Origin of the sequence: Streptomyces sp. NPDC013455, from assembly GCF_040632975.1 — a bacterium.
Classification (GTDB): Bacteria; Actinomycetota; Actinomycetes; order Streptomycetales; family Streptomycetaceae; genus Streptomyces.
This window is the reverse complement of sequence record NZ_JBEYCX010000010.1, coordinates 172033-198980: the sequence shown is the minus strand read 5'-3', so window position 1 is coordinate 198980 and position 26948 is coordinate 172033. Positions and strand designations below refer to the sequence as shown.

General features: G+C 73.8%; 18 protein-coding genes, 1 pseudogene and 1 riboswitch. Of the genes and pseudogenes, 7 read left to right on the top strand and 12 right to left on the bottom strand.

Annotation, left to right across the window (positions count from 1 at the left end):
- Window positions 1-9: 9 nt before the first annotated feature.
- A complete protein-coding gene (locus ABZ576_RS18635; RefSeq protein ID WP_360741418.1) occupies window positions 10-480 on the bottom strand; it encodes a DUF3017 domain-containing protein in 471 nt (156 codons plus the stop codon).
- Window positions 470-1324, bottom strand: coding sequence for a bifunctional methylenetetrahydrofolate dehydrogenase/methenyltetrahydrofolate cyclohydrolase (locus ABZ576_RS18630; protein WP_360741416.1), 855 nt, complete (start codon window positions 1322-1324; stop codon window positions 470-472). The genes ABZ576_RS18635 and ABZ576_RS18630 overlap by 11 nt, the downstream gene beginning before the upstream one ends.
- Before the next feature lie 239 nt (window positions 1325-1563).
- On the opposite strand from ABZ576_RS18630, the gene ABZ576_RS18625 reads away from it, so the two are divergent.
- Window positions 1564-2169: a hypothetical protein gene (locus tag ABZ576_RS18625; RefSeq protein WP_360741414.1), complete on the top strand. Its 606-nt coding sequence runs from the start codon at window positions 1564-1566 to the stop codon at window positions 2167-2169.
- A 234-nt stretch (window positions 2170-2403) separates the two neighbouring features.
- On the opposite strand, the gene purH is transcribed toward ABZ576_RS18625, so the two are convergent.
- Window positions 2404-3966 carry a bifunctional phosphoribosylaminoimidazolecarboxamide formyltransferase/IMP cyclohydrolase gene (gene purH, locus ABZ576_RS18620; protein WP_360741412.1) on the bottom strand — a complete coding sequence of 521 codons (1563 nt, stop codon included), beginning with the start codon at window positions 3964-3966 and terminating at the stop codon, window positions 2404-2406.
- Window positions 3963-4601: a phosphoribosylglycinamide formyltransferase gene (gene purN, locus ABZ576_RS18615; protein WP_360741410.1), complete on the bottom strand. Its 639-nt coding sequence runs from the start codon at window positions 4599-4601 to the stop codon at window positions 3963-3965. The genes purH and purN overlap by 4 nt, the downstream gene beginning before the upstream one ends.
- Before the next feature lie 294 nt (window positions 4602-4895).
- On the opposite strand from purN, the gene ABZ576_RS18610 reads away from it, so the two are divergent.
- Window positions 4896-6068 carry a hypothetical protein gene (locus ABZ576_RS18610; RefSeq protein ID WP_360741408.1) on the top strand — a complete coding sequence of 391 codons (1173 nt, stop codon included), beginning with the start codon at window positions 4896-4898 and terminating at the stop codon, window positions 6066-6068.
- A gap of 1002 nt (window positions 6069-7070) precedes the next feature.
- Here ABZ576_RS18610 and ABZ576_RS18605 read toward each other — a convergent pair.
- Window positions 7071-8444: pseudogene (locus ABZ576_RS18605) on the bottom strand (DUF6350 family protein); the annotation flags it as partial.
- Between the two features lie 96 nt (window positions 8445-8540).
- On the opposite strand from ABZ576_RS18605, the gene ABZ576_RS18600 reads away from it, so the two are divergent.
- Window positions 8541-9464, top strand: a complete 924-nt coding sequence (locus ABZ576_RS18600) for a sigma factor-like helix-turn-helix DNA-binding protein (RefSeq protein ID WP_360741406.1) — start codon at window positions 8541-8543, stop codon at window positions 9462-9464.
- Between the two features lie 58 nt (window positions 9465-9522).
- Here the strand turns inward: ABZ576_RS18600 and sucD are convergent, their stop codons facing one another.
- From sucD to ABZ576_RS18575, 5 genes are all read right to left on the bottom strand, one after another.
- Window positions 9523-10407 (bottom strand): succinate--CoA ligase subunit alpha, encoded by an 885-nt coding sequence (sucD, locus tag ABZ576_RS18595; RefSeq protein ID WP_360741404.1) that lies wholly within the window; start codon window positions 10405-10407, stop codon window positions 9523-9525.
- 27 nt (window positions 10408-10434) lie between these two features.
- Complete coding sequence (gene sucC, locus ABZ576_RS18590) at window positions 10435-11613, bottom strand: ADP-forming succinate--CoA ligase subunit beta (protein WP_360741402.1); 1179 nt, start codon at window positions 11611-11613, stop codon at window positions 10435-10437.
- 699 nt (window positions 11614-12312) lie between these two features.
- Entirely contained in the window at window positions 12313-13497 is a 1185-nt protein-coding gene (locus ABZ576_RS18585; RefSeq protein ID WP_360741557.1) for a VWA domain-containing protein, read from the bottom strand.
- Between the two features lie 185 nt (window positions 13498-13682).
- Window positions 13683-16361: a DUF5682 family protein gene (locus tag ABZ576_RS18580; RefSeq protein WP_360741400.1), complete on the bottom strand. Its 2679-nt coding sequence runs from the start codon at window positions 16359-16361 to the stop codon at window positions 13683-13685.
- Complete coding sequence (locus ABZ576_RS18575; protein WP_360741398.1) at window positions 16358-17488, bottom strand: AAA family ATPase; 1131 nt, start codon at window positions 17486-17488, stop codon at window positions 16358-16360. The genes ABZ576_RS18580 and ABZ576_RS18575 overlap by 4 nt, the downstream gene beginning before the upstream one ends.
- A 131-nt stretch (window positions 17489-17619) precedes the next feature.
- Between ABZ576_RS18575 and ABZ576_RS18570 the strand changes: the two genes are divergently transcribed.
- Both ABZ576_RS18570 and ABZ576_RS18565 read left to right on the top strand, forming a co-directional pair.
- The gene (locus ABZ576_RS18570) at window positions 17620-18975 is read left to right on the top strand and encodes an SWIM zinc finger family protein (RefSeq protein WP_360741396.1); all 1356 of its coding nucleotides are present in this window, start codon (window positions 17620-17622) and stop codon (window positions 18973-18975) included.
- 61 nt (window positions 18976-19036) lie between these two features.
- Window positions 19037-20716, top strand: a complete 1680-nt coding sequence (locus ABZ576_RS18565; protein ID WP_360741394.1) for a DUF5691 domain-containing protein — start codon at window positions 19037-19039, stop codon at window positions 20714-20716.
- Here the strand turns inward: ABZ576_RS18565 and ABZ576_RS18560 are convergent.
- Window positions 20692-21114 (bottom strand): cobalamin B12-binding domain-containing protein, encoded by a 423-nt coding sequence (locus ABZ576_RS18560; RefSeq protein WP_360741393.1) that lies wholly within the window; start codon window positions 21112-21114, stop codon window positions 20692-20694. The genes ABZ576_RS18565 and ABZ576_RS18560 overlap by 25 nt on opposite strands.
- A 223-nt stretch (window positions 21115-21337) precedes the next feature.
- Here ABZ576_RS18560 and ABZ576_RS18555 point away from each other — a divergent pair, with 223 nt between their 5' ends.
- Both ABZ576_RS18555 and ABZ576_RS18550 read left to right on the top strand, forming a co-directional pair.
- Window positions 21338-22189 carry an alpha/beta fold hydrolase gene (locus tag ABZ576_RS18555; protein ID WP_360741391.1) on the top strand — a complete coding sequence of 284 codons (852 nt, stop codon included), beginning with the start codon at window positions 21338-21340 and terminating at the stop codon, window positions 22187-22189.
- A gap of 254 nt (window positions 22190-22443) precedes the next feature.
- Window positions 22444-23967, top strand: a complete 1524-nt coding sequence (locus ABZ576_RS18550) for a M23 family metallopeptidase (protein ID WP_360741389.1) — start codon at window positions 22444-22446, stop codon at window positions 23965-23967.
- A gap of 51 nt (window positions 23968-24018) precedes the next feature.
- Here the strand turns inward: ABZ576_RS18550 and pcrA are convergent, their stop codons facing one another.
- A complete protein-coding gene (gene pcrA / locus ABZ576_RS18545; protein WP_360741387.1) occupies window positions 24019-26508 on the bottom strand; it encodes a DNA helicase PcrA in 2490 nt (829 codons plus the stop codon).
- A gap of 263 nt (window positions 26509-26771) precedes the next feature.
- Window positions 26772-26941: riboswitch (cyclic di-AMP (ydaO/yuaA leader) on the top strand.
- Window positions 26942-26948: the final 7 nt, after the last annotated feature.

Sequence of the window (26948 nt, the reverse complement as noted above, 5' to 3'; positions counted from 1 at the left end):
CGAGCTTCGCTACTTGGCGAGCGTGAAGTGCAGGATGTCCTTCAGGAACGGGATCCGCAGCCACGGGTTGGGCTGGACCATCATCGCCAGCAGGACGATCACGGAGCCGAGGATGCCGTAGGTGGCGATGTCCGTGAAGCGGGAGCGGACGGCGAGCATGCCGACGCCCGGCAGTATCCAGCGCAGCACCGCGCCGGCCAGCAGGGCGGCGCCGATCAGCAGGGTGCCGACCCGGAACGCGTCCAGCGCCGTCAGCAGCAGGCCGAGCGCGACCCCGGACAGCACGACGAGCAGGGGCCACTGCCGGGCGGGCGCCGGGGCGTCGCCGGGCGCGGCCCGGCCGCCGCCCTCGGGCCGTGCGGTGTCCCTGGTGAACAGCGGGAAGCGGCGGGTGGTACGGCGCGGGCGCCCCTCGGCGTCGGGGGCGCTGATCGCGTCACGCACGCTCGGCTCACCGCCGCGCGTGTCCTCAGCCGGCACTGCGCTCCGCCGCCTCGACCACGTTGACCAGCAGCTGCGCCCGGGTCATTGGGCCGACACCGCCGGGGTTAGGGGAGATCCAGCCGGCCACCTCGGTCACGTCCGGGTGGACGTCGCCGACGATCTTGCCCTCGGCGTTGCGGGAGACACCGACGTCCAGGACCGCGGCGCCCGCCTTCACGTCCGCGGCGCGGATCAGGTGCGGGGAGCCGGCGGCGGCGACGATGATGTCGGCGCGCTTGAGGTGGGCGGCCAGGTCACGGGTGCCGGTGTGGCACTGGGTGACGGTGGCGTTCTCGCTGCGCCGGCTGAGCAGCAGCGGCATGGGACGGCCGATGGTGACACCGCGGCCGACGACCACGACCTCGGCGCCCTTGATCTCCACGCCGTGGGCCCGCAGCAGGCTGATGATGCCGTTGGGGGTGCAGGGCAGCGGGGCCGGCTCGTTGAGCACCAGGCGGCCCAGGTTCATCGGGTGCAGGCCGTCGGCGTCCTTGGCCGGGTCCATCAGCTCCAGGATGCGGTTCTCGTCGATGCCCTTGGGCAGCGGCAGCTGGACGATGTAACCGGTGCAGGCGGGGTCCTCGTTCAGTTCGCGGACGACCGCCTCGATCTCCTCCTGGGTGGCCGTGGCGGGAAGTTCGCGCTGGATGGAGGCGATGCCCACCTGGGCGCAGTCGCGGTGCTTGCCGGCGACGTACTTCTGGCTGCCGGGGTCGTCCCCGACGAGGATCGTGCCGAGGCCGGGCGTGACGCCCTTCTCCTTCAGCGCCGCCACGCGGGCGGTCAGATCGGACTTGATCGCGGCTGCGGTGGCCTTGCCATCGAGAATCTGGGCGGTCATGGTCCCATCCTCGCGGATAGACCGGCCCCGGTTCCAATCCGGGTGTCACAGCTTGATCGATGATGTTGCACTTGCACAACACCTCGCTTTCCAGCTGGACAAGTAAGAGCGTGTTAAAGAACGATGAGCGGACAGTGCCGCGGGCAGTGCCGGGGGGACGGACCGCATCACAGAACTCTCCTCCGAACCGTGCCGCGCGTCGTCCCCGCACTTGAGCAACGCAACGGAGGAACACCGCCATGAGCTTTGGCGACCCGAACAACCCCTACGGCCCGCCGCAGGGCCAGCAGCCCGGCTACCCGCCCCAGGCGCCGCAGGGCCAGCCCGGCTACGGCTACCCCGCCGCGCCGCAGGGCCAGGCCGGTTACGGCTACCCGGCCGCCCCGCCGCTCGGGCAGCCCGGTTACGGCATGCCGATGGAGATGCCGGGCCTGATGAAGACCGCGCGCGTCCTGCTGTTCATCCTCGCCGGTTTCCAGCTCCTGTTCGGGCTGCTCGCAGGGGCGCTCATCGGTGCCGCCCAGGACGTGTCCAACGGCGTCGGCTCCGGCGACAGCACCGACGGCCTGGCCGGCCTCGGCTTCCTGCTGGCGGGTCTGCTGCTGGGCCTGGGCGCGCTGTCGATCTTCCTCGGCGTGAAGTTCAGGAACGGCGGCAGCGGCATCCGCATCACCACGATCGTCTACGCCTCGCTGATGATCCTCGGCGGCATCAGCAACATGGTGAAGGGCGGCAACGGCTCCGCCACCTTCGGCGGTCTGATCTCGCTCGCCATGGCCGGCATCATCCTCGCGTCGATGGTGACCAGCTCGGCCTCGGCCTGGTTCAACCGCCCGCGCTACTGAGTACCGGACCCCGGCGGCCGACCGGGCTGCGTCCCTCTCCGGCAGAGGGGCGCAGCCCGGTTCCGTTTTCCCGGCCGCGGGGCCGTGGCCCGTCGGTCGTGTCCCGGCGGTCCGTACGGGACGCGGAACGGCCCGGGGCCCGGGTGGGCGGGCCGTGTCGATCCGCCGGGCGCACGAAGGCGTGGTCCCGCCCGTCGGCCGACGGGCGGGACCACGCGGAGCGGCGGGGGCCGGTCAGTGGAAGAAGTGGCGCGTGCCCGTGAAGTACATGGTCACGCCCGCCTTCTTGGCGGCCTCCACGACCTGCTCGTCGCGGATCGAGCCGCCCGGCTGGACGATCGCCCGGACACCGGCGTCGATGAGGATTTGCGGACCGTCGGGGAAGGGGAAGAAGGCGTCGGAGGCCGCGTAGGAACCACGGGCCCGCTCCTCGCCGGCCCGCTCGACGGCCAGCTTGCAGGAGTCGACGCGGTTGACCTGGCCCATGCCGACACCGACCGAGGCGCCGTCTTTGGCGAGCAGGATCGCGTTGGACTTCACCGCACGGCAGGCCTTCCAGGCGAAGGCCAGCTCCTTCAGCTCCTCGTCGGAGAGCGCCTCGCCGCTGGCCAGCGTCCAGTTGGCCGGGTCGTCGCCCTCGGCCTGGAGCCGGTCGGCGGCCTGGAGCAGCGCACCGCCGTCGATCGGCTTGACCTCGACCGGGTGGGCCGGGGCGTCGGGGCAGCGCAGCACCCGGATGTTCTTCTTCCGGGCGAGGGCCTCCAGCGCGCCCTCCTCGTAGTCCGGCGCGACGATGACCTCGGTGAAGATCTCGGCGACCTGCTCGGCCATCTCCTTGCTGACCGGCCGGTTCACGGCGATCACACCACCGAACGCGGACAGCGGGTCGCAGGCGTGCGCCTTGCGGTGCGCCTCGGCGACGTCCGCGCCGACCGCGATGCCGCAGGGGTTGGCGTGCTTGATGATCGCGACACAGGGCTCGGCGTGGTCGTACGCGGCACGGCGGGCGGCGTCCGTGTCCGTGTAGTTGTTGTACGACATCTCCTTGCCGTGCAGCTGCTCGGCCGCCGCGAGCCCGCCCTCGCCGGAGGTGTAGAGGGCGGCGGGCTGGTGCGGGTTCTCGCCGTAGCGCAGGGTGTGCGCGCGCTCCAGGGTGGTGCCGAGGAAGTCGGGGAAGGCGGAGTCGTCGGCCGGGGCGTACGCGGAGGCGAACCAGGACGCGACGGCGATGTCGTACTCCGCGGTGTGCCGGAAGGCCTCGGCGGCCAGCCGCTTGCGGGCGGCGAGGTCGAAGCCGCCGTCCTGCACCGCGGCGAGGACGTCGGCGTACCGCTGCGGGCTGGTGACCACGGCCACCGACGGGTGGTTCTTGGCCGCGGCGCGGACCATCGACGGGCCGCCGATGTCGATCTGCTCCACGCACTCGTCGGGCGAGGCACCGGAGGCGACGGTCTCGCGGAACGGGTAGAGGTTGACCACGACCAGGTCGAACGGCTCCACGCCCAGCTCGGCGAGCTGCCGCCGGTGGTCGTCCAGTCGCAGGTCGGCGAGGATGCCCGCGTGCACCTTGGGGTGCAGGGTCTTGACCCGGCCGTCCAGGCACTCGGGGAAGCCGGTCAGCTCCTCGACCTTGGTGACGGGGACACCGGCGGCGGCGATCCGGCCGGCCGTGGACCCGGTGGAGACCAGCTCCACACCGGCCTCGTGCAGCCCGCGGGCCAGCTCCTCCAGGCCGGTCTTGTCGTAGACGCTGACGAGCGCGCGACGGATGGCCCGCTTGTTGCTCTCGGCGGTCACTGGATAACTACCTTTCGTCCCTCAATGCGATAGCCGTTGCGGGCGAGCCGCCCCACGACCTCGACGAGCAGCCTTCGCTCGACTTCCTTGATGCGCTCGTGCAGCGCGCTCTCGTCGTCCTCGTCCCGGACCTCGACCACGCCCTGGGCGATGATCGGCCCGGTGTCGACGCCGTCGTCGACGAAGTGGACGGTGCAGCCGGTGACCTTGGCGCCGTACGCCAGTGCGTCACGGACCCCGTGGGCCCCGGGAAAACTGGGCAGCAGGGCCGGGTGGGTGTTGACGAACCGCCCGCCGAACCGTGCGAGGAACTCCTTGCCGACGATGCGCATGAAGCCGGCGGAGACGACCAGGTCGGGCTGGTGGGCGGCCACGGCCTCGGCCAGCGCGGCGTCCCACTCCTCCCGGCTGCCGAAGTCCTTCACCTTGCACACGAAGGTGGGCAGCCCGGCCCGCTCGGCGCGGGCGAGACCCTCGATACCGGTGCGGTCGGCCCCGACGGCGACGATCCGGGCGCCGTACGCCTCGGCACCGGCTCGCTCGATCTCGTCCAGGAGCGCCTGCAGGTTGGTGCCGGATCCGGAGACCAGCACGACGAGGCGCTTGACCGCGGGGCCAGCGGTGGTGGCGGCCACGATGGGGCCCTTTCTCGGGTTGCGGTACGTGCCCGGCCGTCGGCCGGCCGAGCGGTTTGTACAGTCGTACGAATGCTTCGCGCTCCCGGATACGGGGAAGTCTACGAAGCGGCCGACCGTCAGCAACGATACCGGCACTTCGGACGGGCCCCTCGGGACGGGTCACCGGCCGGAAGGTAGCGTTCGCAGCGAATCACGGAGAGCAGTCTCGGGAACGCGGTCGTCGTGCGGTGCGTTCACGGGGTGGAAGCTCACGTCGACTGCCGTAGTCACCTAGGGGAAGACGCTCTTTTGATGCCCGATCGCAGCCTGCGACTCCTCACGTTCCCGCCGCGCCCGGCCCAGGGGGGCGAGCGTGGCGCCGCACTGCTGCGCGAGCGGCCGACCTCACCGCCGGCCCGGACCCCCAGCGGCGGCCCCGGCGACTCGGGGCAGGGCGCCGGCTCGGGGCAGGGCGGTGGCTCGGGGCAGGGCGGTGGCTCGGGCTACGGCTCCGGGAACGGCGCTCCCGAGCAGGGCGGCTCCGGGAACGGCGCTCCCGAGCCGGGCGGCTCCGGGCAGGGCGGGCAGCGACAGGAGGACAATCCGTTCGCGCCGCCGCCGGAGGGGACTCCCGACCGTCCGTGGCAGCCTCGCCACCCCGCAGGAGCGGCCGGACCCGGTTACGGACCCGGGCCGGGACAGGGGCACGGCCCCGGTGCCGGTCAGCGATACGGCCCCGGACCCGGCTACGGCCCTCACCCCGGTCAGGGTTACGGCCCCGGAGCCGGGCCGTGGCAGGGGCCGGGCGCGGGTCAGGGACACGGTTCCGGTCCGGGCGCGGGTCAGGGGCCTGGGCACGGCCAGGGACCGTGGCACGGACAGGGACCGTGGCAGGGGCAGGCGCCGGGGCACGGCCAGGGGCAGGGGCCTGCTCAGGGACCGGGTCAGGGGCCGGGGCCCGAAGGCGGTCCGCACTGGGGCGGTCAGTGGAGTGACCGTCAGCCCGGACGCTCCCCCGGCGGTTTCGGTGAGCGGCCCGGTGGCGGCCCGCAGGGCCCCGGCGGGCCGGCCGGTCCCGGCACGCGCTGGGATCCGACCGACCCGGCGCAGCGCCGCGCGCGGTACGCCTTGCTCTCCGGCATGTGGGCGGTCTTCTTCGCCCTGTTCAGCTGGCCGTACGTGGCCCTGCTGCTGGGCGCGCTGGCCCTGTACTGGGGCGGCAGCGCGCTGCGCGCCGAGCCGCGCCGCCCGGAACCGGACGCCCCGGCGGCCCCCACCGGCCGGCCCCAGAGGACGGCGGCCGTCAGCGGCCTGGTGACGGCGTCCCTGGCCCTGATCCTGGTGGCCTCGACCTTCACGGTCCAGCTGGTCTACCGCGACTACTACACCTGCGTGAACGACGCTCTCACCCACGAGGCGAAGCAGTCCTGCGAGACGCTGCTGCCGCGGGAGCTGCGGGGCGTACTGGGCGCGCAGAACAGCTGACACCGCTCACCCCGCGGACTTCGGAGGTGAGCCGGCCTCCGGCGCGGCGGACGCTCCAGGGGTGGCGCCGGCCGTGTCCCGGGCCGCGGCGGCCTCCCTCAACGCCGCCCAGCGGGAGGCCCGGGCGCCATCGTCGTGCCAGTCGCCGGGCAGGGGCTCGCTGAACGCGGTCGGGAAGGGGTCGGCGGCGGGCACGAAGTCGTACAGGTCCTCCTCGGCGGCCTCCACGCGCGCGGGCACCGCGCCCTTGCCCGTACCGGTTCCCTTGTTGGTGCCGGTGCCCTTGTTGGTGCCGGTTCCCTTACCGGTGCCGGTGCCCTTGTTGGTGCCGGTGCCCTTGCCGACCCCCTTGCCGGCGCCCTCCGCCCGGGCCGGCCTCTTGGTCCTGCTCCACAGCCGGCCCTTGGCCACGACCGGGCCGGCCGTGTCCCCGCCCTGGCCCGCGGCGAGGCCGTCCCCGCGGTCACCCGCGGCCGGCACCCCGCCGTCGCCCATGGCCGGCACCCCGCCGTCGCCCGCGACCGGCACCCCGTCGGTCCCGGCCGCTCCCGGCTCCGCAGCCTCCCCCGCACCACTCGCCGATGCCGCACCACTCGCCGACACCGCACCGCTCGCCGACGCCGTAGCGCTCGCCGACACCGGGCCGCCCGCCCGCACCGCGCCGCCCGCCGGCACCTCGTCCCTTCCGGTCGCGGCCCCCTTCACCGCGTCCGTCGCCGCCACGCCGGCCTTCGGCGCGGCCGGTCCCGCCGCGCTGTCCCTCGCCGCGCCCGGTCCCGCCGCAGTGTTGCTCGACGCGTCCGGTCCCACCGCAGTGTTCCGCACCGCTCCCGGCCCCGCCGTACCCGCCTTCGCCGCTCCCGGCCCCGCCGTACCCGCCTTCGGGGCACCCGGCCCCGCCGTACCCGTCATCACCGCCCCCGCCGTGCTCCGCTTCGCCGGGTCCGTCCCCGTCGCGGTCTTCGCTCCCTGCGCCGGGACCGCGCCGGGCTCGCCGTGCCGGCCGCGCAGGCGCCAGGCCCGCGCGATCAGCGCCACCGGCAGCGCGAAGACCAGCGTCCAGATGCCGGCCGCGCCCCCGGTCTGCCACCACAGCGGGCCGAGGCGGGCCAGGGCGGCCACGCCCAGGGGGCCGCCCGCCAGCGCGGCGAGCAGGGCGAGGAACCCGGCGCAGACCGTCGCCGTCAGCAGGACCACGCCCGCGGTCCGGCCCGCCGGCCAGCGGGCCGTCGCCGGTCCCCCGCCGTCCGGCCGCCGTACGGCCGCCCGCGCCACGAACCACCCCGCCGTCATCCCGGCCACCGCGGGCACCAGCCCGGCCGCCCAGTTCTGCGGCGTACCCGGGCCCGGGTCCGGCATCGCGGCCAGCAGCGGGAACGGCGGCAGCAACGGCGCGGGGTCGGAGGCGAGCGGGTGGACCAGGTGGCCGGTGCCGAGGGTGAAGCCGGGACCGAGTGCGTAGGAGGCGGCCCACACCGCGGCGTTGGGGACGAGCGCGGCCCCGAGCAGCAGCACGGCGAACCGCCCCGTCCAGCCCTCCGTCAGTTCGAGGAAGGAGGCCCGCGCCGGCCCGCCGTGCCACACCAGGGACACCCCGACCAGCAGCGCCCCGCCCCCGAACAGCACCACAGCGGCGGCGCCGGCGGCCCGGACGGCCGCGTCCAGCCGTCCCGCCCCGTCCCTGCGGGACACCAGCCGCCGCAGAGGCCCCGGCAGCACCGCCGGCACGCTCCGGGAACCTCCCCGGGGGCCCGGCTGCGCCACGGCGGGAAGGTGGCCGCCGGGCCGGCAGCCGTACGCCGACCCCACCCCGACGCCGGCCGCGGCGCCCGCGACGAGTGGCAGACACACCGTCACCCAGACCCACTGCGGACGCAGTTCGCCGCCGGAGCAGTACAGCGTGGCGGCGGCGCCGACGCCCAGGTAGCCGAGGACCACGCCCGTCCACGCGGTTCGTGCCGGCACCGGGGGCGGGCCGTCCGGGTCGGCTGAGGCGTCGGTGGCGTCCCGCGCCGCCCGGTACACCAGCCACAGCGGCAGGGCGAGCAGCAGCAGCGGGGTGACGCCGACGGGCATGGGCGCGCCGGAGAGGGTGTCGGTGCGGACCAGTTCCACGCCGTGCGCCAGCAGCCAGAGAGCGGCGGCGACGTGCAGCGCCCCGCCCGGTCCGCTGTCCGGGTACGGCGAACTGACCCACAGCATCATCACCAGCACGGCGATCGAACCCAGGCCGAGTCCCGCCGCGACGGCACCGCCCAGCAGGCTCGCGGCCAGCCCTGGCGAGCGGTCGCGCAGCCGGGAGAGCAGAGGCGACGACGAGCGGCGAGCGGTCGGCAACGACGGGCGGCGAGCGGTCATCCGGATCACGCACGCCATGCTCCCAACGACACGCGCTTTCCCGTCGTAACAGGCGAACCCCCGTAGTGTCGCTCAATATACGTTTATGTTCTTTTTCGCACGGAAGGGCGTACGGTGACGACGCAGAACCAGCTGCCACCGCCGAACGAACGCCGACGCCTGCGCCGGCCCGGCTCGCTGACGGCGGATCAGAAAACCTCCGAGCGGGCGGGCTCGGGCACCGGGCAGGGCGGCCCCGCGCCGCTGACGCCCGCTCAGGCGTTCGACGCGCTGTACGCCTTCTGCGCGCCCGCCCTCGTCCGCCAGACCTATCTGCTCACCGGGCGCCGGGAGCTGGCCCGCGAGGCCGTGGAGCGGGCCTTCCAGCTGGCCTGGCAGCGCTGGCCCGAAGTGGCCGTCGACCGGGACCCGGGCGGCTGGGTGCGGGCGGTGGCGTACGACTGTGCGCTCTCCCCCTGGCACCGCTTCCGCCCGCGCCACCGGTCCCCGGAGCCCCCGCCCGCCGACCCCGCCGACCGGGCGCTGCTGCACGCGCTGCTCGGGCTGCCGCCGTCGTACCGGCGCACGCTCGTGCTGTACGACGGTGTGGGCCTCGACCTGCCGGAGACGGCGGCGGAGACGGAGGCGAGCACACCGGCGGCGGCCAGCCGGCTGACCCACGCCCGCGAGGCGCTGGCCGCTCGGCTGCCGGAACTGGCCGATCCGGCCGAGCTCCACCGCCGGCTGCTCGAACTGGCCTCGGCCGAGCGGCTGTGCGCGGCCCGGCCGCCGACGGTACGCGTCGGCGGCGAACGCCGGAACGTCTTCTGGACCCGGGCGGCCATCGCCTTCACCGTGACGATCATCGGGGCGACGACGCTCACGCTGCGCACGGCACCGACGCGGTACGAGGCGCCGCTGGCCCCGGCCCAGGCGGTGCAGGGGGTTCCGCCGCCGGGGGTCATGGGCCCGCTGTCCCAGGAGGAGCAGGCCCTGCGGGCGAAGCTGCGCAAGGCTGCCGCCAAGGGGCCGGAGAGACTGGTGCCGGAAGCCGGGTGAACGCCGGCAGGCCCGCCCCGGCGAACGGGGCGGGCCTGCCGGTGTGCGGTCGGAAGGCTCAGGCGGAGAGGATCTCGCGGGCGAGCTTCGCCGTCTCGGTCGGGGTCTTGCCGACCTTGACGCCGGCGGCCTCGAGGGCCTCCTTCTTGGCCTGCGCGGTGCCGGAGGAACCGGAGACGATGGCGCCGGCGTGGCCCATGGTCTTGCCCTCGGGCGCGGTGAAGCCGGCGACGTAACCGACGACCGGCTTGGTCACGTTCTCCTTGATGAACGCGGCCGCGCGCTCCTCGGCGTCGCCACCGATCTCACCGATCATGACGATCAGGTCGGTGTCGGGGTCGTCCTGGAACGCGGCCAGGGCGTCGATGTGGGTGGTGCCGATGATCGGGTCACCACCGATGCCGACGGCCGTGGAGAAGCCGATGTCACGGAGCTCGTACATCATCTGGTACGTCAGCGTGCCGGACTTCGAGACCAGGCCGATGCGGCCCGGCTTGGTGATGTCACCCGGGATGATGCCGACGTTCGAGCCGCCCGGGGTGATGATGCCGGGGCAGTTCGGGCCGATGATGCGGGTCTTGTTGCCCTTCTTGCCGGCGTACGCCCAGAAGGCGGCCGTGTCGTGCACGGCGATGCCCTCGGTGATCACGACGGCCAGCGGGATCTCGGCGTCGATGGCCTCGACGACCGCGTCCTTGGTGAACTTCTCCGGCACGAAGATGACGGAGACGTTGGCGCCGGTCTTCTCGATGGCCTCCTTGACGGTGCCGAAGACGGGTACCTCGGTGCCGTCGAAGTCCACGGTCTGACCCGCCTTGCGCGGGTTCACGCCGCCCACGACGTTGGTGCCGTCGCCGAGCATGAGCTTGGTGTGCTTCATGCCGGTGGCGCCGGTCATGCCCTGGACGATGACCTTGCTGTCCTTGTTGAGCCAGATAGCCATGGTGTGTTGTGTCCTCGTCCTGAGTGCTTACTTGGCGGCGTGGGCCAGCTCGGCGGCCTTGTCGGCCGCGCCGTCCATGGTGTCGACGCGCTGGACCAGCGGGTGGTTGGCGTCGGTGAGGATCTGCCGGCCGAGCTCGGCGTTGTTGCCGTCGAGACGGACGACGAGCGGCTTCGAGACGTTCTCGCCCCGGTCCTCCAGGAGCTTCAGCGCCTGGACGATGCCGTTGGCGACCTCGTCGCAGGCGGTGATGCCGCCGAAGACGTTGACGAAGACGGACTTGACGTCCGGGTCGCCCAGGATGATCTCCAGGCCGTTGGCCATGACCTGGGCGGAGGCGCCGCCGCCGATGTCGAGGAAGTTGGCGGGCTTGACGCCACCGTGGTTCTCACCGGCGTACGCCACGACGTCCAGGGTGCTCATGACGAGACCGGCGCCGTTGCCGATGATGCCGACCTCGCCGTCGAGCTTGACGTAGTTGAGGCCCTTCTCCTTGGCGGCGGCCTCGAGCGGGTTGGCCGCGGCCTTGTCGTGCAGCTCGTCCCAGTCGTGACGGAACTCGGCGTTGTCGTCCAGCGACACCTTGCCGTCGAGGGCGAGGACCTCACCGGAGGCGACCTTCGCGAGCGGGTTGACCTCGACCAGGAGGGCGTCCGACTTGATGAAGGTGTCCCACAGCTTGACGAGGACGTTCACGACCTTGTCCGCGACCTCGGCCGGGAACTTGGCGGCCTCCACGATCTCGCGGGCCTTCGCCTCGTCCACACCGTCGATCGGGTCGATCGGCGTCTTGGCGACGGCCTCCGGACGGGTGGCCGCCACCTCCTCGATCTCCATGCCGCCCTCGACGGAGGCGATGGAGAGGAAGGTGCGGTTGGCACGGTCGAGGAGGAAGGAGACGTAGTACTCCTCGACGATCTCCGGGGCGGTCTCGGCGATCATGACCTTGTGGACCGTGTGGCCCTTGATGTCCATGCCGAGAATGTCCGTCGCGCGAGCGACGGCCTCGTCCGCGGAGGCGGCCAGCTTGACGCCACCGGCCTTGCCGCGGCCACCGACCTTCACCTGCGCCTTGACGACGGACTTGCCGCCCAGCCGCTCGGTGATCGCGCGCGCCGCCTCAGGCGTGTCGATGACTTCACCGGCCAGCACCGGTACATCGTGCTTGGCGAAGAGGTCCCTCGCCTGGTACTCGAACAGGTCCACGCGCTTCCGTCCCTATCAGTGATCTCGCGGTTCGTTGGATGCGTGGGCGTGCCGCGAAGGGCAACGTGACGTCCGCTTGTCACAAGGGAGGCGCACACGGTGTCCGAGCGCGCGGCATGTCCGTCTCGCAGGTTATCGCTGCTACCGGGGGCCCTCTAAATCGCGGGTCACACCCGAGCGGTGATACCTGTCACATGATGCCGGATTTCATGGCACGGCGTGCCGCCACATGAGCGGTACGGGCGGTGTGCCAGGCCTCACCGGGCTGGGGTTGACCCGGTGAGGCCCCCGGGCGGCCCCGGACGACCGGGACCGGAGCGTTTGATCCCCACCCCAATGGGGACCACCCGCCCCATCCACGAGGGCGCCGCCCGGACGAGCCGACGGCTTTCGACCACCCGGGTCCGGTCACCCCGCGGAGCTGTTCCGGGCGCTGGGCCCGGCTGTCCATCGGGTGCCCTTCCGAGACCGGTCCCACTCGCCCCGCCCTTCTCCTTCCCGCGCGTGTCCCGCCCCGACCCTCCTCCGCCCCGGCCCTCCTCCGCCCCGCCGGCTCTCCGTCCCGCCTGGTTCCCGTCCCGCCCGTTCTCCGCCCCTTCCGTCCCTGGCATGCCTTCCGCCCCTCGCATGCCTTCCGTCCCTCGCATGCCTTCCGTCCCTCGCATGCCTTCCGTCTTTCCCGTTCCTCGGTCCGTGCGGTCATGCCGTGTCCGGTATCGGCAGGGGGCGCTTCTCCAGCGCGGCGGCCATCACCTCGGGGAACAGGTCGGGTGTGCAGGCGAAGGCCGGTGCGCCGAGCGCGGCGAGTGCCGCCGCGTGCTCGCGGTCGTAGGCCGGCGCCCCCTCGTCCGACAGGGCGAGCAGCGCCACGAACTGCACCCCGGACGCCTTCATCGCCGCGACCCGCTTGAGCATCTCGTCGCGGATCCCGCCCTCGTAGAGGTCGCTGATCAGTACGACGACGGTCTCGGACGGACGGGTGATCTGCGCCTGGCAGTAGGCGAGCGCCCGGTTGATGTCCGTGCCGCCGCCCAGCTGCGTGCCGAAGAGCACGTCGACGGGGTCGTCCAGCTGATCGGTGAGGTCGGCGACCGCCGTGTCGAAGATGACGAGCCGGGTGCTGATCGACCGCATGGAGGCGAGGACCGCCCCGAACACCGACGCGTACACCACGGACGCCGCCATCGATCCGGACTGGTCGATGCAGAGCACGACCTCCTTCCTCACCGACCGCGCGGCCCGGCCGTAGCCGATGAGCCGCTCCGGTACGACCGTGCGGTGCTCGGGCAGGTAGTGCTTGAGGTTGGCCGCGATGGTGCGGTTCCAGTCGATGTCGTGGTGGCGCGGGCGGTGGATTCGCGCGCTGCGGTCCAGGGCGCCGTTCAGGGTGGCCCGGGTGCGGGTGGCGAGCCGCTTCTCCAAGTCCTCGACCACCTTGCGGACGACCGCGCGAGCCGTCTCCCGGGTCGTCTCCGGCATCGCCTTGTGCAGCGAGAGCAGGGTGCCGACCAGGTGCACGTCGGCCTCCACCGCCTCCAGCATCTCCGGTTCCAGCAGCAGGGAGGCGAGGCCGAGCCGGTCGATGGCGTCGCGCTGCATGACCTGGACCACGGAGGACGGGAAGTAGCTGCGGATGTCCCCGAGCCAGCGCGCCACGGACGGCGCCGAGGCCCCCAGCCCCGCCGACCTCTCGCGGCCGCCCTGCGCCCTGTCGTTCCTGCCGTACAGCGCGGCCAGCGTGCCGTCCATCGCCGCGTCCCGGCCGGTCAGCACGCATCCGGTGCCGTCCGCCTGGTCCCCGCCGAGCACCAGCCGCCAGCGCCGCAACCGCTCGTGCGCCGGATCGGGATCCCCCGCCGGAGCCGGCGCGCCGGTCGAGGACAGAGGCCTGCCGGTCCCGCTGGTCACACCGGTCGTACCGGTCACAGCGGCCACATCGGTCACAGCGGTCACACCGGTCCCGCCGGCGGTTCCACCGGCCGAGGACGCCGGCCCGCTCCCGGACGCCGGGGCACCCGCCGGGGACGGCCGCCCGACCGCCGTGGGTTCCGCTGCGTCCGTCGTGTCGGTCATGTGCCCACCCCCGCGAGGCTGTCGTCGTCCGTGATGTTGTGCGCGGTGCCGTGCGCGGCGTTGTGCGCGGCGTTGTGCGCGGCGTTGTGCGCGGTGTCGTGCGTCGTGTCGTGCCCGGAGTCGGGGCCGGTGCCGGGCGGGGGGACGTGTGGTGCGGCCAGGGCGGCCGCGTCCAGGCCGAGCAGCAACCGCAGCACGGGGAGTACGGCGTCGGCGCGCCCGGTATCGGGTTCCGCGGCGAAGCCGGGGAGCGCGGCCGCTGCCTGGGCGGTGGCCCCGGCGCGGTCCCCGGGACCGCGCCGGACCAGCTCGCCGAGGGTTCTGCGTACCCCGGGCTCATAGGCCGCGAAGGTGCGCCGCAGCAGCGGCAGTACGTCCGTGAACGCCTCCGCCGGCACCCCGGTCAGCCAGCTGTCGAGCAGGCCGAGCAGCCGTTCGTCGTGCACCAGCAGCAGGCCGCCCCCACCGCCCGCGAAGCCCTCGACCCAGGCGGCGGCAGCGGCGGGCGGCGTGCCGGGCGACAGGGCGAGCCCCATCAGCCGGGCGGCCTCCTCGGGCCGCAGCGCGCCGTCGTCCAGCAGCAGCCGCGCGGCCCGCCCCCGGATGACCCCCGGCGCGGTCTCCCGCAGGGACAGCGCCCGCAGCACACCCCGCCAGCGCTCCCGCAGGCCACCCCCGTCCGCGCGGTGCCCTCCCTGGTCCCGGGCGCCCCACTCCCGTCCGGCGCCCGCGCCGCCTCCGGTGCCCGCGCCCTCGCCCTCGCCCTCGCCGGAAGCGCCGCCGTCCGACCCGCCTCCCGCGTCACCGCCGGCCAGGCTCTCCGTCAGCAGCCCGACCGCCGAGTGCACCGCGTCCACGTGGCCGCGCATCTCCTCCGCCGCGTCCGCGTCGAGGGCGGCACAGGCCGGAGGCAGGCCGACGAAGACGCGTTCGGCGAGCCCCGCGGCGACCTCGGCCAGCGCGCCGGTGTCCGTACCGCGCACGTCGCCGTAGCGCAGCGAGCGGACCAGGGCGGGCAGGGCCTGGGCGAGGTGGCCGACGTCGGTGTCCAGCGCCGCCCGGTCGGCGAGCACCCGCATCACCAGGGGCAGCGCGTCCGGCAGACCGGCCAGCAGGCACTGCTCGGCGAGCGCGGTGACGTCGGCGAGGGCGCGCGCCGCCACCACGTCCGCCTCGGCCTTGGCCTGTGCCGCCGCCCGGACGGTCGTGCCCCACACGCCCGCCTCGGCGACCCGCACCGACAGTTCGGGCTCCCAGCGCAGCCGCCAGGTCTCCCGGAACGTGCCGGTGCCCGACCGGGACCGGGCCGGCTCCCCCCAGCCGACGCCGAGCAGCCGCAGCCGGTGCAGCAGCCTGCTGCGGGCGGCGTCGGTGTCCCCGCGCAGGTCCAGCTCCAGCTCGCGCTCCAGTGCCTCGGGCTTGAGCCGCAGCGACCGCTGCTGCCGGGCGAGGTCGCGCTGCAACGGCACCGCGGGCGCCGACTCGGGGACCTCGCCGAGGACGTCCCCGACCACCAGCCGGTCGTGCACCAGCGCCAACGGCACGTCCGATCCCTCGCAGAGCACCGCACGGACCGCGTCGGTGGTCTCGCCGAGGCCGGGCAGCGGGCGGCCGCGCAGGGTCGCCAGGGTCTCGGCGAGCCGTACGGCCTCGATGACATGCGCGGAGGACACGATCCGGTCCTCCTCCCGCAGGAACCCGGCCACCTTGGTCAGCCAGCGCTCGACCGGCCGGTCGGGGGCGTGGAAGAGATGCGCGTACCAGCCGGGCGAGTCGATGCCCGCGCCGTATCCGCCGGACCGGGCCAGCCTGCGGTGGGTCCACGGCACCCAGGTCAGGTCGGTCCTGACCCTGGGCAGGCCCCTCAGCAGCGCCCGATCGGCGGTGACGGTGGACTTCTCGCGCAGCGCGGGCACGTGCCAGGCCCCGCACACCACGGCCACGGCGTCCCCGAACTCCTTGCGCGCCTCGCGCAGCCGCAGCCGCATGTGCGCCTCGCGCACGAGGTCCCGGGGGTGCCCGCCGGCGCCGTACCGCTCGCGCAGCGCGCCCATGGCCTCGGCCACCGCCGCGAACGGCGCGAAGGGGTCGCCGGCGCCCGGCCCCCGGTGCTCGACGACGTCCTCCCACCAGCGCTCCGGATCGTCGTACCCGGCCGCCTCGGCGAGCACGGCGAGCGGGTCGACGCGGACCTGGTCACCGCCGCTCCCCTCCCCGGCCCCGTCACCCCCACCACTCCCGGCCCCGTCACCCCCATCACTCCCAGCCCCGTCACCCCCACCACTCCCGGCCCCGTCGGGAGCGGACGCGTCCCCTTCCTCCGTCCACGCGAGCGTGTGCGTGGCCGGCAGGTCGATGAACCGGGCCGGGACGCCGTGCTCCAGGGCCCAGCGGACGGCCACCCACTCGGGGCTGAACTCGGCGAACGGCCAGAACGCCGAGCGGCCGGGTTCGTCCACCGCGTGGGCGAGCAGGGCGACCGGGGGCCGCAGGCCCGGGTCGGCGGCCAGCGGGATCAGCGCGTCGGCCTCGGGCGGGCCCTCGATCAGCACGGCGGCCGGACGAGCGGCGTCCAGAGCGGCCCGAACCGCCCGCGCGGAACCCGGCCCGTGGTGCCGTACGCCGAGCAGCAGCGGCCCGGCGGCGCACCCCGCGCCGCCGCCGGTGCCGGTCATGCGCTCACCTCCCGGCAGGCGCGGTAGAAGTCGGTCCAGCCGTCGCGCTCGCGGACGACCGTCTCCAGGTACTCCTGCCAGACGACCCGGTCGGCCGCCGGGTCGCGGACGACGGCGCCGAGGACGCCGGCGGCGACGTCTCCCGGGCGCAGTACGCCGTCGCCGAAGTGCGCGGCGAGCGCGAGGCCGCCCGTGACGACGGAGATCGCCTCCGCCGTGGACAGCGTGCCGCTGGGCGACTTCAGCTTCGTGCGGCCGTCGGCGGTGACCCCGTCGCGCAGCTCGCGGAAGACGGTGACGACCCGGCGGATCTCGTCGATGCCGTCGGGCGCGGCCGGCAGGTCGAGGGAGCGGCCGAGCTGCTCGACCCGGCGGGTGACGATGTCGACCTCGGCGTCGGCGCTCGCCGGCAGCGGCAGCACCACGGTGTTGAAGCGGCGGCGCAGCGCGCTGGAGAGGTCGTTGACCCCGCGGTCGCGGTCGTTGGCCGTGGCGATCAGGTTGAAGCCGCGGACCGCCTGGACCTCCTCGCCCAGCTCGGGAACGGGCAGGGTCTTCTCGGACAGGATGGTGATCAGCGTGTCCTGCACATCGGCCGGGATGCGGGTCAGCTCCTCCACGCGGGCCGTCATGCCCTCGGCCATGGCGCGCATCACGGGGCTGGGCACCAGGGCGTCCCGGCTCGGGCCGTGCGCGAGGAGCCGCGCGTAGTTCCAGCCGTACCGGATCGCCTCCTCCGGGGTGCCGGCCGTGCCCTGCACGAGCAGCGTCGAGTCACCGCTGACCGCGGCGGCCAGGTGCTCCGACACCCAGGTCTTGGCGGTTCCGGGCACACCGAGCAGGAGCAGGGCGCGGTCGGTGGCGAGGGTGGTGACGGCGACCTCGACGATGCGGCGCGGCCCCACGTACTTCGGTGTGATCACCGTGCCGTCCGGCAGGGTGCCGCCGAGCAGATACGTCGCCACCGCCCACGGCGACAGCTTCCAGCGGGCCGGGCGCGGGCGGTCGTCCTGCTCGGCGAGCGCGGCGAGTTCGGCCGCGAAGGCGTGCTCGGCGTGCGGTCGCAGCGCCTGCGCGCTTGCGGCAGGGTCGGTTTCGGCGGTCGTCGGTCGCGCGGACACAGTCATGGCTGAGGCCCCCTCCAGCTCGGCCGGTTCGGATCTGCACCCACCGTGCACCACGCCACTGACAATCGCTCTGACCTGCACGAACGCGTCGGCCGGGCCGATTGTCAGTGGGGGGACCTACCGTCGGTGGCATGACTGAGCAGGGGGTGCGCTGGACCGCGGAGCAGGTGCTGGCACTGGCGCCTGACGCCGCGTCACACAGGGCGGGGAGCAGGCTCGGCGCGGCCGGGCCGTGGTCCGGGACGGGCAGCGGGCAGGGGGCGGTGTGGGGGCTGTGCAAGGGCAGCGGCAGCAGGCCGTACCAGACGGTGGTGGACCTGGCCGGCGCGGCCGGTCCGGCGTACAAGTGCAGTTGTCCGAGCCGTAAGTTCCCGTGCAAGCACGCGCTCGGCCTGCTGCTGCTGTGGGCGGCCGACGACGGCGCGGTACCGGGCCGCGCGCAGCCGCCGGACTGGGCCGGGCAGTGGCTCGCGGGCCGGCGCGGCCGCGCCGAGGCCGGGCGGACCCGGGCCGGCGGGGGTGCCGCGGCCGGGCCCGCCGACCCGGAGGCCGCCCGGCGGCGGGCCGAGCGCCGGGCGGAGCGGGTCACGGCGGGCGCGACGGAGCTGGAGCAGCGGCTGGCGGACCTGCTGCGCACCGGCCTGGCCGCCGCCGAACAGGCGGGGTACGGCATGTGGGACGAGATGGCGGCCCGCATGGTCGACGCCCAGGCGCCGGGACTGGCCGCCAGAGTGCGGGAGCTGGCATCGATCCCGGCGTCCGGGGCGGGCTGGCCGGCCCGGCTGCTGGAGGAGTGCGCCCTGCTGCACCTGCTCGACCAGGGCTGGCTGCGCCGTGACGAGCTGCCGGACCCGCTCGCCGCCACGGTCCGCTCCCGGCTCGGCCTGCCCGCGGCGCCGGACGGCCCGCCGGAGCGCGACCGCTGGCTGGTCCTCGCGCAGTACGACGTGGTGGAACCGAAACTGACGACGCGCCGGATATGGCTGCACGGCGCCGCCACCGGAGAGACGCGGCTGGTGCTGTCCTACGGCGCGGCGGGCCGGGCGCCGGAGCTGTCCCTTCCGGTGGGTCTCGCCCTGGAGGCCGAGCTGACGGCGTATCCGGGCGCCGGCCGGACGCGGGCCGCGCTGGGCGAGCGGTTCGACGCGCCGGCACCGGCCGCGTTCCGTCCGCCCGGGGTGACCACCGAGGACGCGGCGGCCCGGTACGGCGAGGCGCTGCGCGACGACCCCTGGCTGGAGTCGGTGCCGGTCACCCTGGACCGAGTGGTTCCGATACCGGACGGCGACCGGTGGCAGCTGGCCGACGCCGCCACGGACACGGCCCTTCCGCTGTCCCGGACCGCCCGCTCCCGCCCCGGCCTGTGGCGGCTGGTCGCCCTCTCCGGCGGCGCTCCCGTCACCGTCTTCGGCGAGTGCGGCCACCGCGGTTTCACCCCGCTCACCGCGTGGCCGGAGGGGACGGGCGAGGCGGTACCGCTGTGCTGACGGGCCGTACGGACATCCACGGGGGCGCCCGGCGGGCGCGGGAAGAAAGGAAGGCGACAGGATGAGCGGCGCACCGGCCAACCCGAACGGCACCGTGCCGGAGAGCTCCTGGGAGGAGCTGGTCACCACCGCGCTCCTCGGCACCGACCGGCGCGCACCGGCGCACGGTACGCCCGGACGCGCGGCGCCGGTCGCGCTGCTCGACGCGGCCGCCGTGGCGACCGTGCGGCGCCGCGCCGGACTGCGGCCCGCGCGGGCGGCGCAGCGGCCGGAGCGGGCGCCCGCCGACCCGCGCCCGGCCCTGCCCGCCGCGGCGGCACACCGGCTCACCGCCCTGCTGGCCGACCGGTCCGGGGGCGCGTCCGGCGGCCGGCGGGGCAGCTCCCCGGACCTGATGGAACTGCTGCCGCAGTGGCTGGCGACGGCCAACGCGCACGGGTACGCGGCTCCCGCGCAGGCCTTGCCGGGCCTGCTGGACGCGGCCCGGGGACGTACGGACCTGCGTCCGGCGGCACTGGCGTTCGCCGGCCCGCGCGCGCTGTGGCTGGCCCGGCAGAACCCGGAGTGGCGGTTCGCGCTGCGCGCGGCCCCCGGCGGCGGCGCGACGCTGCCCGGTCCGGACGACGCCGAGGGGGTGCGCCGGCTGTGGCAGGAGGGGCTGTTCGCCGAGCGCGCCGCGCTGCTGGGCGCGCTGCGCTCCCGGACACCGGCGCTGGGGCGCGAACTGCTGGCGTCGACCTGGGCGACGGAGCGGGCGGAGGACCGGCTGATGTTCCTCGACTCGCTGCGCACCGGACTGTCGGACGCGGACGAGCCGTTCCTGGAGCAGGCGTTGGGCGACCGCAGCCGCAATGTCCGGGCCACGGCGGCGGAACTGCTGTCGGCACTTCCCGGTTCGGCACTCGCCCGGCGGATGGCCGTACGGGCCACGGCGTGCGTGGCGCTGGACCGCACGCGCCCCTCGCCGACGATCATCGTGGAGGCCCCGCACGAATGCGACACCGGGATGGAGCGGGACGGTGTGGTGCCCACCCCGCCCGCGGGCCGGGGGGAACGGTCATGGTGGCTGGGTCAGTTGGTGGAGTCCGCTCCGCTCGGCACCTGGTCCGGGCGGCTCGGCGGGCGGACGCCCGAGGAGATCGTGGCGCTGGCGGTGGCGGACGGCTGGCAGGGCGAGCTGCACGCGGCCTGGTGCCGGGCGGCGGTACGGCAGCGGGACTCCGCGTGGTCACGGGCGCTGCTCGGCTCGCCGTCGGCACCGGAGGCGGGCGGACCGGGCGCGGTGTCCCTCGCCGAGCGGGCCAAGCTGCTGGCCTCGCTGGAACCGGCCGAACGGGCGGCGTGGGTGGCCGGGTTCATCGCGACCCACGGCCTGTCGGAGGCGTTCCAGCTGCTCGGTGTGTGCGCCGTGCCGTGGGCGCCGGAGCTGGGCCGTGCGGTGGTGGACGCCCTCAACATCGCCCGCGACGCGGGCAGTTATCCATGGAGCTTCAGCGGTGTGATGGGGCTGGCCGAACGCTGCCTCGACCCGGCGGAGACCGTGCGGCTGGAGGCGTTGCTGGCGGTACCCGACGAGCGGGAGGACGCCGCGCCGGGGGCCGGCGGGTACTGGGCGGAGGCGTTCCAGCGGCTGGTCACCACGCTGCGGCTGCGGGCGGCGATGACGCGGGAACTGGCCCCGGCCGCACCGCCCGCCGAGCCGTCGGCGGCCGTCGCTCAGCCCCCGGAGGCGGCCGGCTGACGGACGTTCTCCCGGACCCACTCCACGATCGACGTGGTCGTCGCCCCGGGCGTGAAGATCGCCGCGACGCCCTTCTCCTTCAGCGGCGGGATGTCCTCCTCCGGGATGATGCCGCCGCCGAAGACGAGGATGTCCTCGGCCTCCCGGTCCTTGAGCAGGTCGATGACCGCGGCGAACAGCGTGTTGTGGGCGCCGGAGAGAATGGACAGGCCGATCGCGTCGGCGTCCTCCTGGATGGCGGTGTCGACGATCTGCTCCGGCGTCTGGTGGAGACCGGTGTAGATGACCTCCATGCCCGCGTCACGCAGGGCGCGCGCGATGACCTTGGCCCCCCGATCGTGGCCGTCGAGCCCCGGCTTGGCGACCACCACACGGATCGGACCGGCTGCCACACCCATCACTGCCTCCATCAAGCGACCACGGAAGCGATCGCTTCCGCCCGTATCGACAAGTACCGCACTTTTGGCGCGTTCCGCCACCGTCGCGAAGTGAACGAACGTTATCTGCAGCATCTCGCAACGGGCAGTTTTACGGCACGCGGCGAGGGGGAAATCACATGATGGGACATGAGGGCACACGGGGGATCCAGCCGTCCTCCGGCGTGCCGACAGGAGGTCGGCCATGAAGGTCACCGGGGTTTTCCCGCTCTTCTACCCGCTCTGCCGCCGCCTGTGGCCGGAGCGACTGGCCGGCTTGTCGATGACCCTGCTCCGGGCCACCGCCCTGGAGGCCGCGATCCTGGCCGGCCACCTCCTGCTCTACCCGACCGGCCTGGTCCAGGAACGCCGTTGCGGGGGCCGGCCCGCCACGGACGGCACCGCCCGGCTGCCGGTGCCCGCCGGCCCGCCGGTCGTGCTGCTGCACGGTTTCATCGACAACCGCTCGGTGTTCGTCCTGCTCCGCCGCAGCCTCGCGCAGCACGGCACGCAGCGCGTCGAGTCACTCAACTACTCTCCGCTGACCTGCGATATACGCACCGCAGCCGAATTGCTCGGCCGGCACATCGAGGAGATCTGCGAGCGCACCGGCAGCGCGCGGGTGGACGTCGTCGGCCACAGCCTCGGCGGCCTGATCGCGCGTTACTACGCCCAGTGCCTCGGCGGTGACCTGCGAATCCGCACGCTGGTCACGCTCGGCACCCCGCACTCCGGGACCCGGGTGGCGCCGCTGGCGGACGCGCACCCGATCGTGCGGCAGATGCGGCCCGGTTCGGCGGTGATCGAGGAGCTGGCCCGCCCCGCGCCCGGCTGCCGGACCCGGTTCGTCAGCTTCTGGAGCGACCTGGACTCGCTGATGGTGCCGCTGGAGACGGCCTGCCTGGAACACCCCGATCTCGACGCGCGCAACGTCCGCGTGACCGGCATCGGACATCTCGCCCTGCCCGTGCATCCCGCCGTGGCGGTCGGGATATGCGAGGCCCTCGACGCCCCGCACCCCGGGGACCGGGTCGGCGACGGCCTGACGGTGGCCTGACGGCGGCCCGGGACCGGGCGTGGCCGCCCGAGCGGACGGCGGTCACAGCCGACGCACACCCGGCACATCACCACTCGACATCGAACACTCATCGAACGCCAGGCCAACTTCACGTCCGGGCTCCCCCGAAACACGGCCGAATGCCCGTTTCCCGCCCACACGAAACCGGCGGAAGATTGTCGCGCCCAGGTACTGCCGGGTACAGTCGCCGCACTGCTCTGGCAGCCCCTGTTGTCGAGGCGAAAGAGAAGTTGGTGAACGACCGTCACCCGCCGGGGACCATGACCACCCCGGCCGCGGCTTCCGACGCCTCCACCGCGCACTACGCGCCCTACGGCGCAGAGGAAGTCCACTACGACGACCTCACCACGTACGGCGGCTATGACGCCACCGGTTTTGCCGGCGGCACCACGGCCTTCCACGCCGACCCGCTCTTCGGCAGCCTCCCGGGCGGCGAGCAGACCACCGGCGCCTACGACACCACGCAGTGGCAGACGAGCACCGGCCAGACCCAGCTCTACGACCCGTACGCGGCCCAGCACGTCGCCGCGTACGACTCCGGCGTCTACGACAGCACCGCCTGGACCGTTCCCGCGCAGGCCGGCGGGAACGACGTCAGCGGCCAGTGGGACGCGAACGCCTGGCTCCAGCCCGACCAGTCCGCGTCCGCCGACCCCACCCAGCAGTGGGAGTGGGGCACCCAGACCTTCGACACGGGCGCGTACGACGCCACGCAGTGGAACTCCGCCGGGCAGACCGTGGCGGCGGAGTCCGAGCAGGGTGGCGAACCGTTCGACCAGCAGGCCACCGCGACGTTCGAGGCGGTCGGGGACGCACCGGCGTTCGAGCGCGCCGCCGACCCGCAGGCGACCGCCGCCTTCGCCCAGGTGCCGTACGAGGACGCCGCGTTCGGCACGGACGCCTCCGGAGAGAGCGAGGCGGAGTCCACCGGCGAACTGCCCGCCGTGACCAGCCTGCTGGACGACCAGGAGGAGGGCGTCCCGGCACCGGCGACCCGCGCGGGTGCGCGCGGCGCGGCCCGCTCCCGGCGCCGTACGCCCGCCAAGCGTTCCGCGCTGCTGACCGTCGCCGTGCCCTCGGCCTGTGTCATGGGCGTCGCCGGGATCGCCGCCGCCTCGGTCGGCGCGCTCGCCGACGACTCCACCAAGGACACCTCCACCACCGCCGCGGACGCGCAGCCGGTCAAACCGGCCGTCGCCAACAGCAAGCTGGACACCCAGCTCAAGACCCTCTCCGCCGGCGCCGACGACTTCGCCGACCGGGCGAGCCGCACCCAGGAGCGGATCGACCTCAAGGCGCAGCAGGAGCTGGAGAAGAAGAAGGCGGCCGCGGAGGCCGCGCTCAAGGAGCGGCTGCGGCCGAAGTTCGCGCTGCCGGTCGCACAGCACGGCCTGAGCGCCTACTACGGCCAGGCGGGCATCAACTGGATGTCGGTGCACTCGGGCATCGACTTCCCGGTCTCGTACGGCACCACCGTCATGGCCGCCACCGACGGCACCGTCACCACCAAGTGGAACAGCGCCTACGGCAACATGATGATCGTGACGGCGAAGGACGGCACGGAGACCTGGTACTGCCACCTCTCCACCTACCGCGTCGCCTCCGGTGCGTCCGTCAAGGCGGGCGAGCCGATCGCCTACTCCGGCAACTCCGGCAACTCCACCGGCCCGCACCTGCACTTCGAGGTCCGGCCCGCGGGCGGCGCGGCCATCGACCCGCTGCCGTGGCTGCGCAGCCACGGTCTCGACCCCACGTGATCCGGCAAGCCGTCGAAGGGGCCCCCGCCGTCCGGCGGGGGCCCCTTCCGCTTACAGCTTCTCCACCGGCGCGTACCGCAGCAGCAGCCGCTTGGGCTTGGCGTCGCCGAAGTCGATCGTCGCCTCCGCGTTGGCGCCCGTGCCCTTCACCGCGACGACCGTGCCGAGGCCGAACTGGTCGTGTGTGACCCGGTCGCCGACGGCCAGTGCGACCACCGGCTTCTCCGCCGTGCGCCGCGTGGCGAACCCGGACGCGCCCGATGCCGAGGAGCGTGAGCGGGACGAGGACAGCGAGGCCGCGATCCCGGACGCCGGCCCGGAGGACACCGGTGCCGCCGCTCCGGTCCGCTTCCACTCCACGTGGGTGGGCGGGATCTCCTCGAGGAAGCGGGAGGGCGGGTTGTACGACGGCTGGCCCCAGGCGCTGCGCATCGCCGAGCGCGTGAGGTACAGCCGCTCCCGCGCGCGCGTGATGCCGACGTACGCCAGGCGCCGCTCCTCCTCCAGCTCCTTCGTCTGGCCGAGGGCGCGCATGTGCGGGAAGACGCCGTCCTCCATGCCGGTGAGGAACACGACCGGGAACTCAAGGCCCTTGGCGGTGTGCAGGGTCATCAGCGTGATGACGCCGTCGCCGTCCTCCTCGTCGGGGATCTGGTCGGAGTCGGCGACCAGGGCCACCTGCTCCAGGAAGTCGGCGAGCGTGCCCTGCTCGCCCTCGCCGCGCTCCTGCTCGAACTCCAGGGCCACGGCCGCGAGCTCCTGCAGGTTCTCGATGCGGGTCTCGTCCTGCGGGTCCGTGGACGCCTGCAACTCGGCCAGGTAGCCGGTGCGTTCGAGGACCGCTTCGAGGACGGTGGCCGGTCCGGCACCGGACTCCACGATCGTGCGCAGGTCCTCCATCAGCGTGTTGAACCGCTTGACCGCGTTGGTGGAGCGCGCCGCCATGCCGTACGCCTCGTCCACGCGCTTCAGGGCCTGCGGGAAGCCGATCTTCTCGCGCTGGGCGAGGGCGTCGATCATCGCCTCCGCGCGCTCGCCGATGCCGCGCTTGGGCACGTTGAGGATGCGGCGCAGCGGCACCGAGTCCTCGGGGTTGGCGAGGACCCGCAGGTAGGCGAGGACGTCCCGGACCTCTTTGCGCTCGTAGAAGCGGACACCGCCGACGACCTTGTAGGGCAGGCCGACGCGGATGAAGACCTCTTCGAAGACACGGGACTGGGCGTTGGTGCGGTAGAAGACGGCGACGTCCCCCGCGCGTGCCTTGCCGGCGTCGACCAGGCGGTCTATCTCGTCGGCGACGAACTGGGCTTCGTCGTGCTCGGTGTCGGCGACGTACCCGATGATCCCGGCGCCCTGGCCGGCGTTGGTCCACAGGTTCTTCGGGCGGCGGGACTCGTTGCGCTCGATGACCGCGTTGGCGGCCGACAGAATGGTCTGCGTGGAGCGGTAGTTCTGCTCCAGCAGGATCGTCGTCGCGTCGGGGTAGTCCTCCTCGAACTGGAGGATGTTGCGGATCGTCGCGCCCCGGAAGGCGTAGATCGACTGGTCCGCGTCGCCCACGACACAGAGTTCGGCGGGCGGGAGGTCGTCTACGCCGGGCGGGGTGCCGGCGTCCCCGGCGGTGCGCTCGCCCGTCCCGACCAGCTCGCGGACGAGGGCGTACTGGGCGTGGTTGGTGTCCTGGTACTCGTCGACCAGGACGTGCCGGAAGCGGCGGCGGTAGTGCTCGGCGACGTCCGGGAAGGCGCGCAGCAGGTTGACCGTCGTCATGATCAGGTCGTCGAAGTCCAGCGCGTTCGCCTCGCGCAGCCGCGACTGGTACAGCGCGTAGGCCTGGGCGAGGGTCTTCTCGAAGCCGTCGGCGGCCTGGGCGGCGAAGTCCTCCTCGTCGATCAGCTCGTTCTTCAGGTTGCTGATCTTGGCGCTGAAGGACTTGGGCGGGAAGCGCTTGGGGTCGAGGTCCAGGTCACGGCAGACCAGGGCCATCAGGCGCTTGCTGTCGGCGGCGTCGTAGATCGAGAACGACGACGTGAAGCCCAGCTTCTTCGACTCGCGGCGCAGGATCCGCACGCACGCGCTGTGGAAGGTCATCACCCACATCGCGTTGGCGCGCGGGCCGACGAGCTGCTCGACACGCTCCTTCATCTCGCCCGCGGCCTTGTTGGTGAAGGTGATCGCGAGGATCTGGCCCGGGTGCACGTTCCGCTCGGCGAGCAGGTGGGCGATGCGGTGGGTGAGCACGCGGGTCTTGCCGGAGCCGGCGCCCGCGACGATGAGCAGCGGGGAGCCGGCGTGCACGACCGCGGCGCGCTGGTTGTCGTTAAGCCCCTCCAGGAGCGCCGCCGCATCGATCACCGGGCGCGGGGCACCGTCCCGGTAGTACGCGTCCCTGTCCGGCGGTACGTCGAACTTCCCGCCGAACAGATCGTCCGGAAGCGGCTCCGGAGCGTGATCGTCCTCGGGCGGCGGCGGGGGCTCCTCCTCGCGCCCGCGAGGGGGCTGGAGGTCCGCCAGGAAGCTGTCGTCAAAGAGGCTGCTCATCGCTCTCCGAGTCTAGGGCGCCCCACCGACAACCGGTCGCCGTCCCCGGAACATGACCGGTTTCCGGAGGAGTCGATCTCTACGCCGGCCCCGCCCCGCCCTTTGCTCACGCAATGGAAGCAGCCGGTGACGCGGTCGTGAAACCTCTGACAGGTCACGGAAATGTATCGGACATACTGCGCACCAACCTTCACAGAAGACACACGAGTTGGCTAGGTTGCCGTCAGGCCGCACGACCCCCTACCGGCGAACGTCGCCGGGCCGCGCGGCCTCCGCCGAGTCCGGCGCGCCCCGCACGGTGCCCGGAGCCGGGGACCCACCGATCCTGGGGTGAATCGGCCGACTCCCGCCCGGGACGACGCCGTAGGGCAACCCTTCCAAGCAGCCGCCCGAACCCGACAGCTAACCCGGTAGGCGGCAGCACGGAAGGAGTCGCCCCT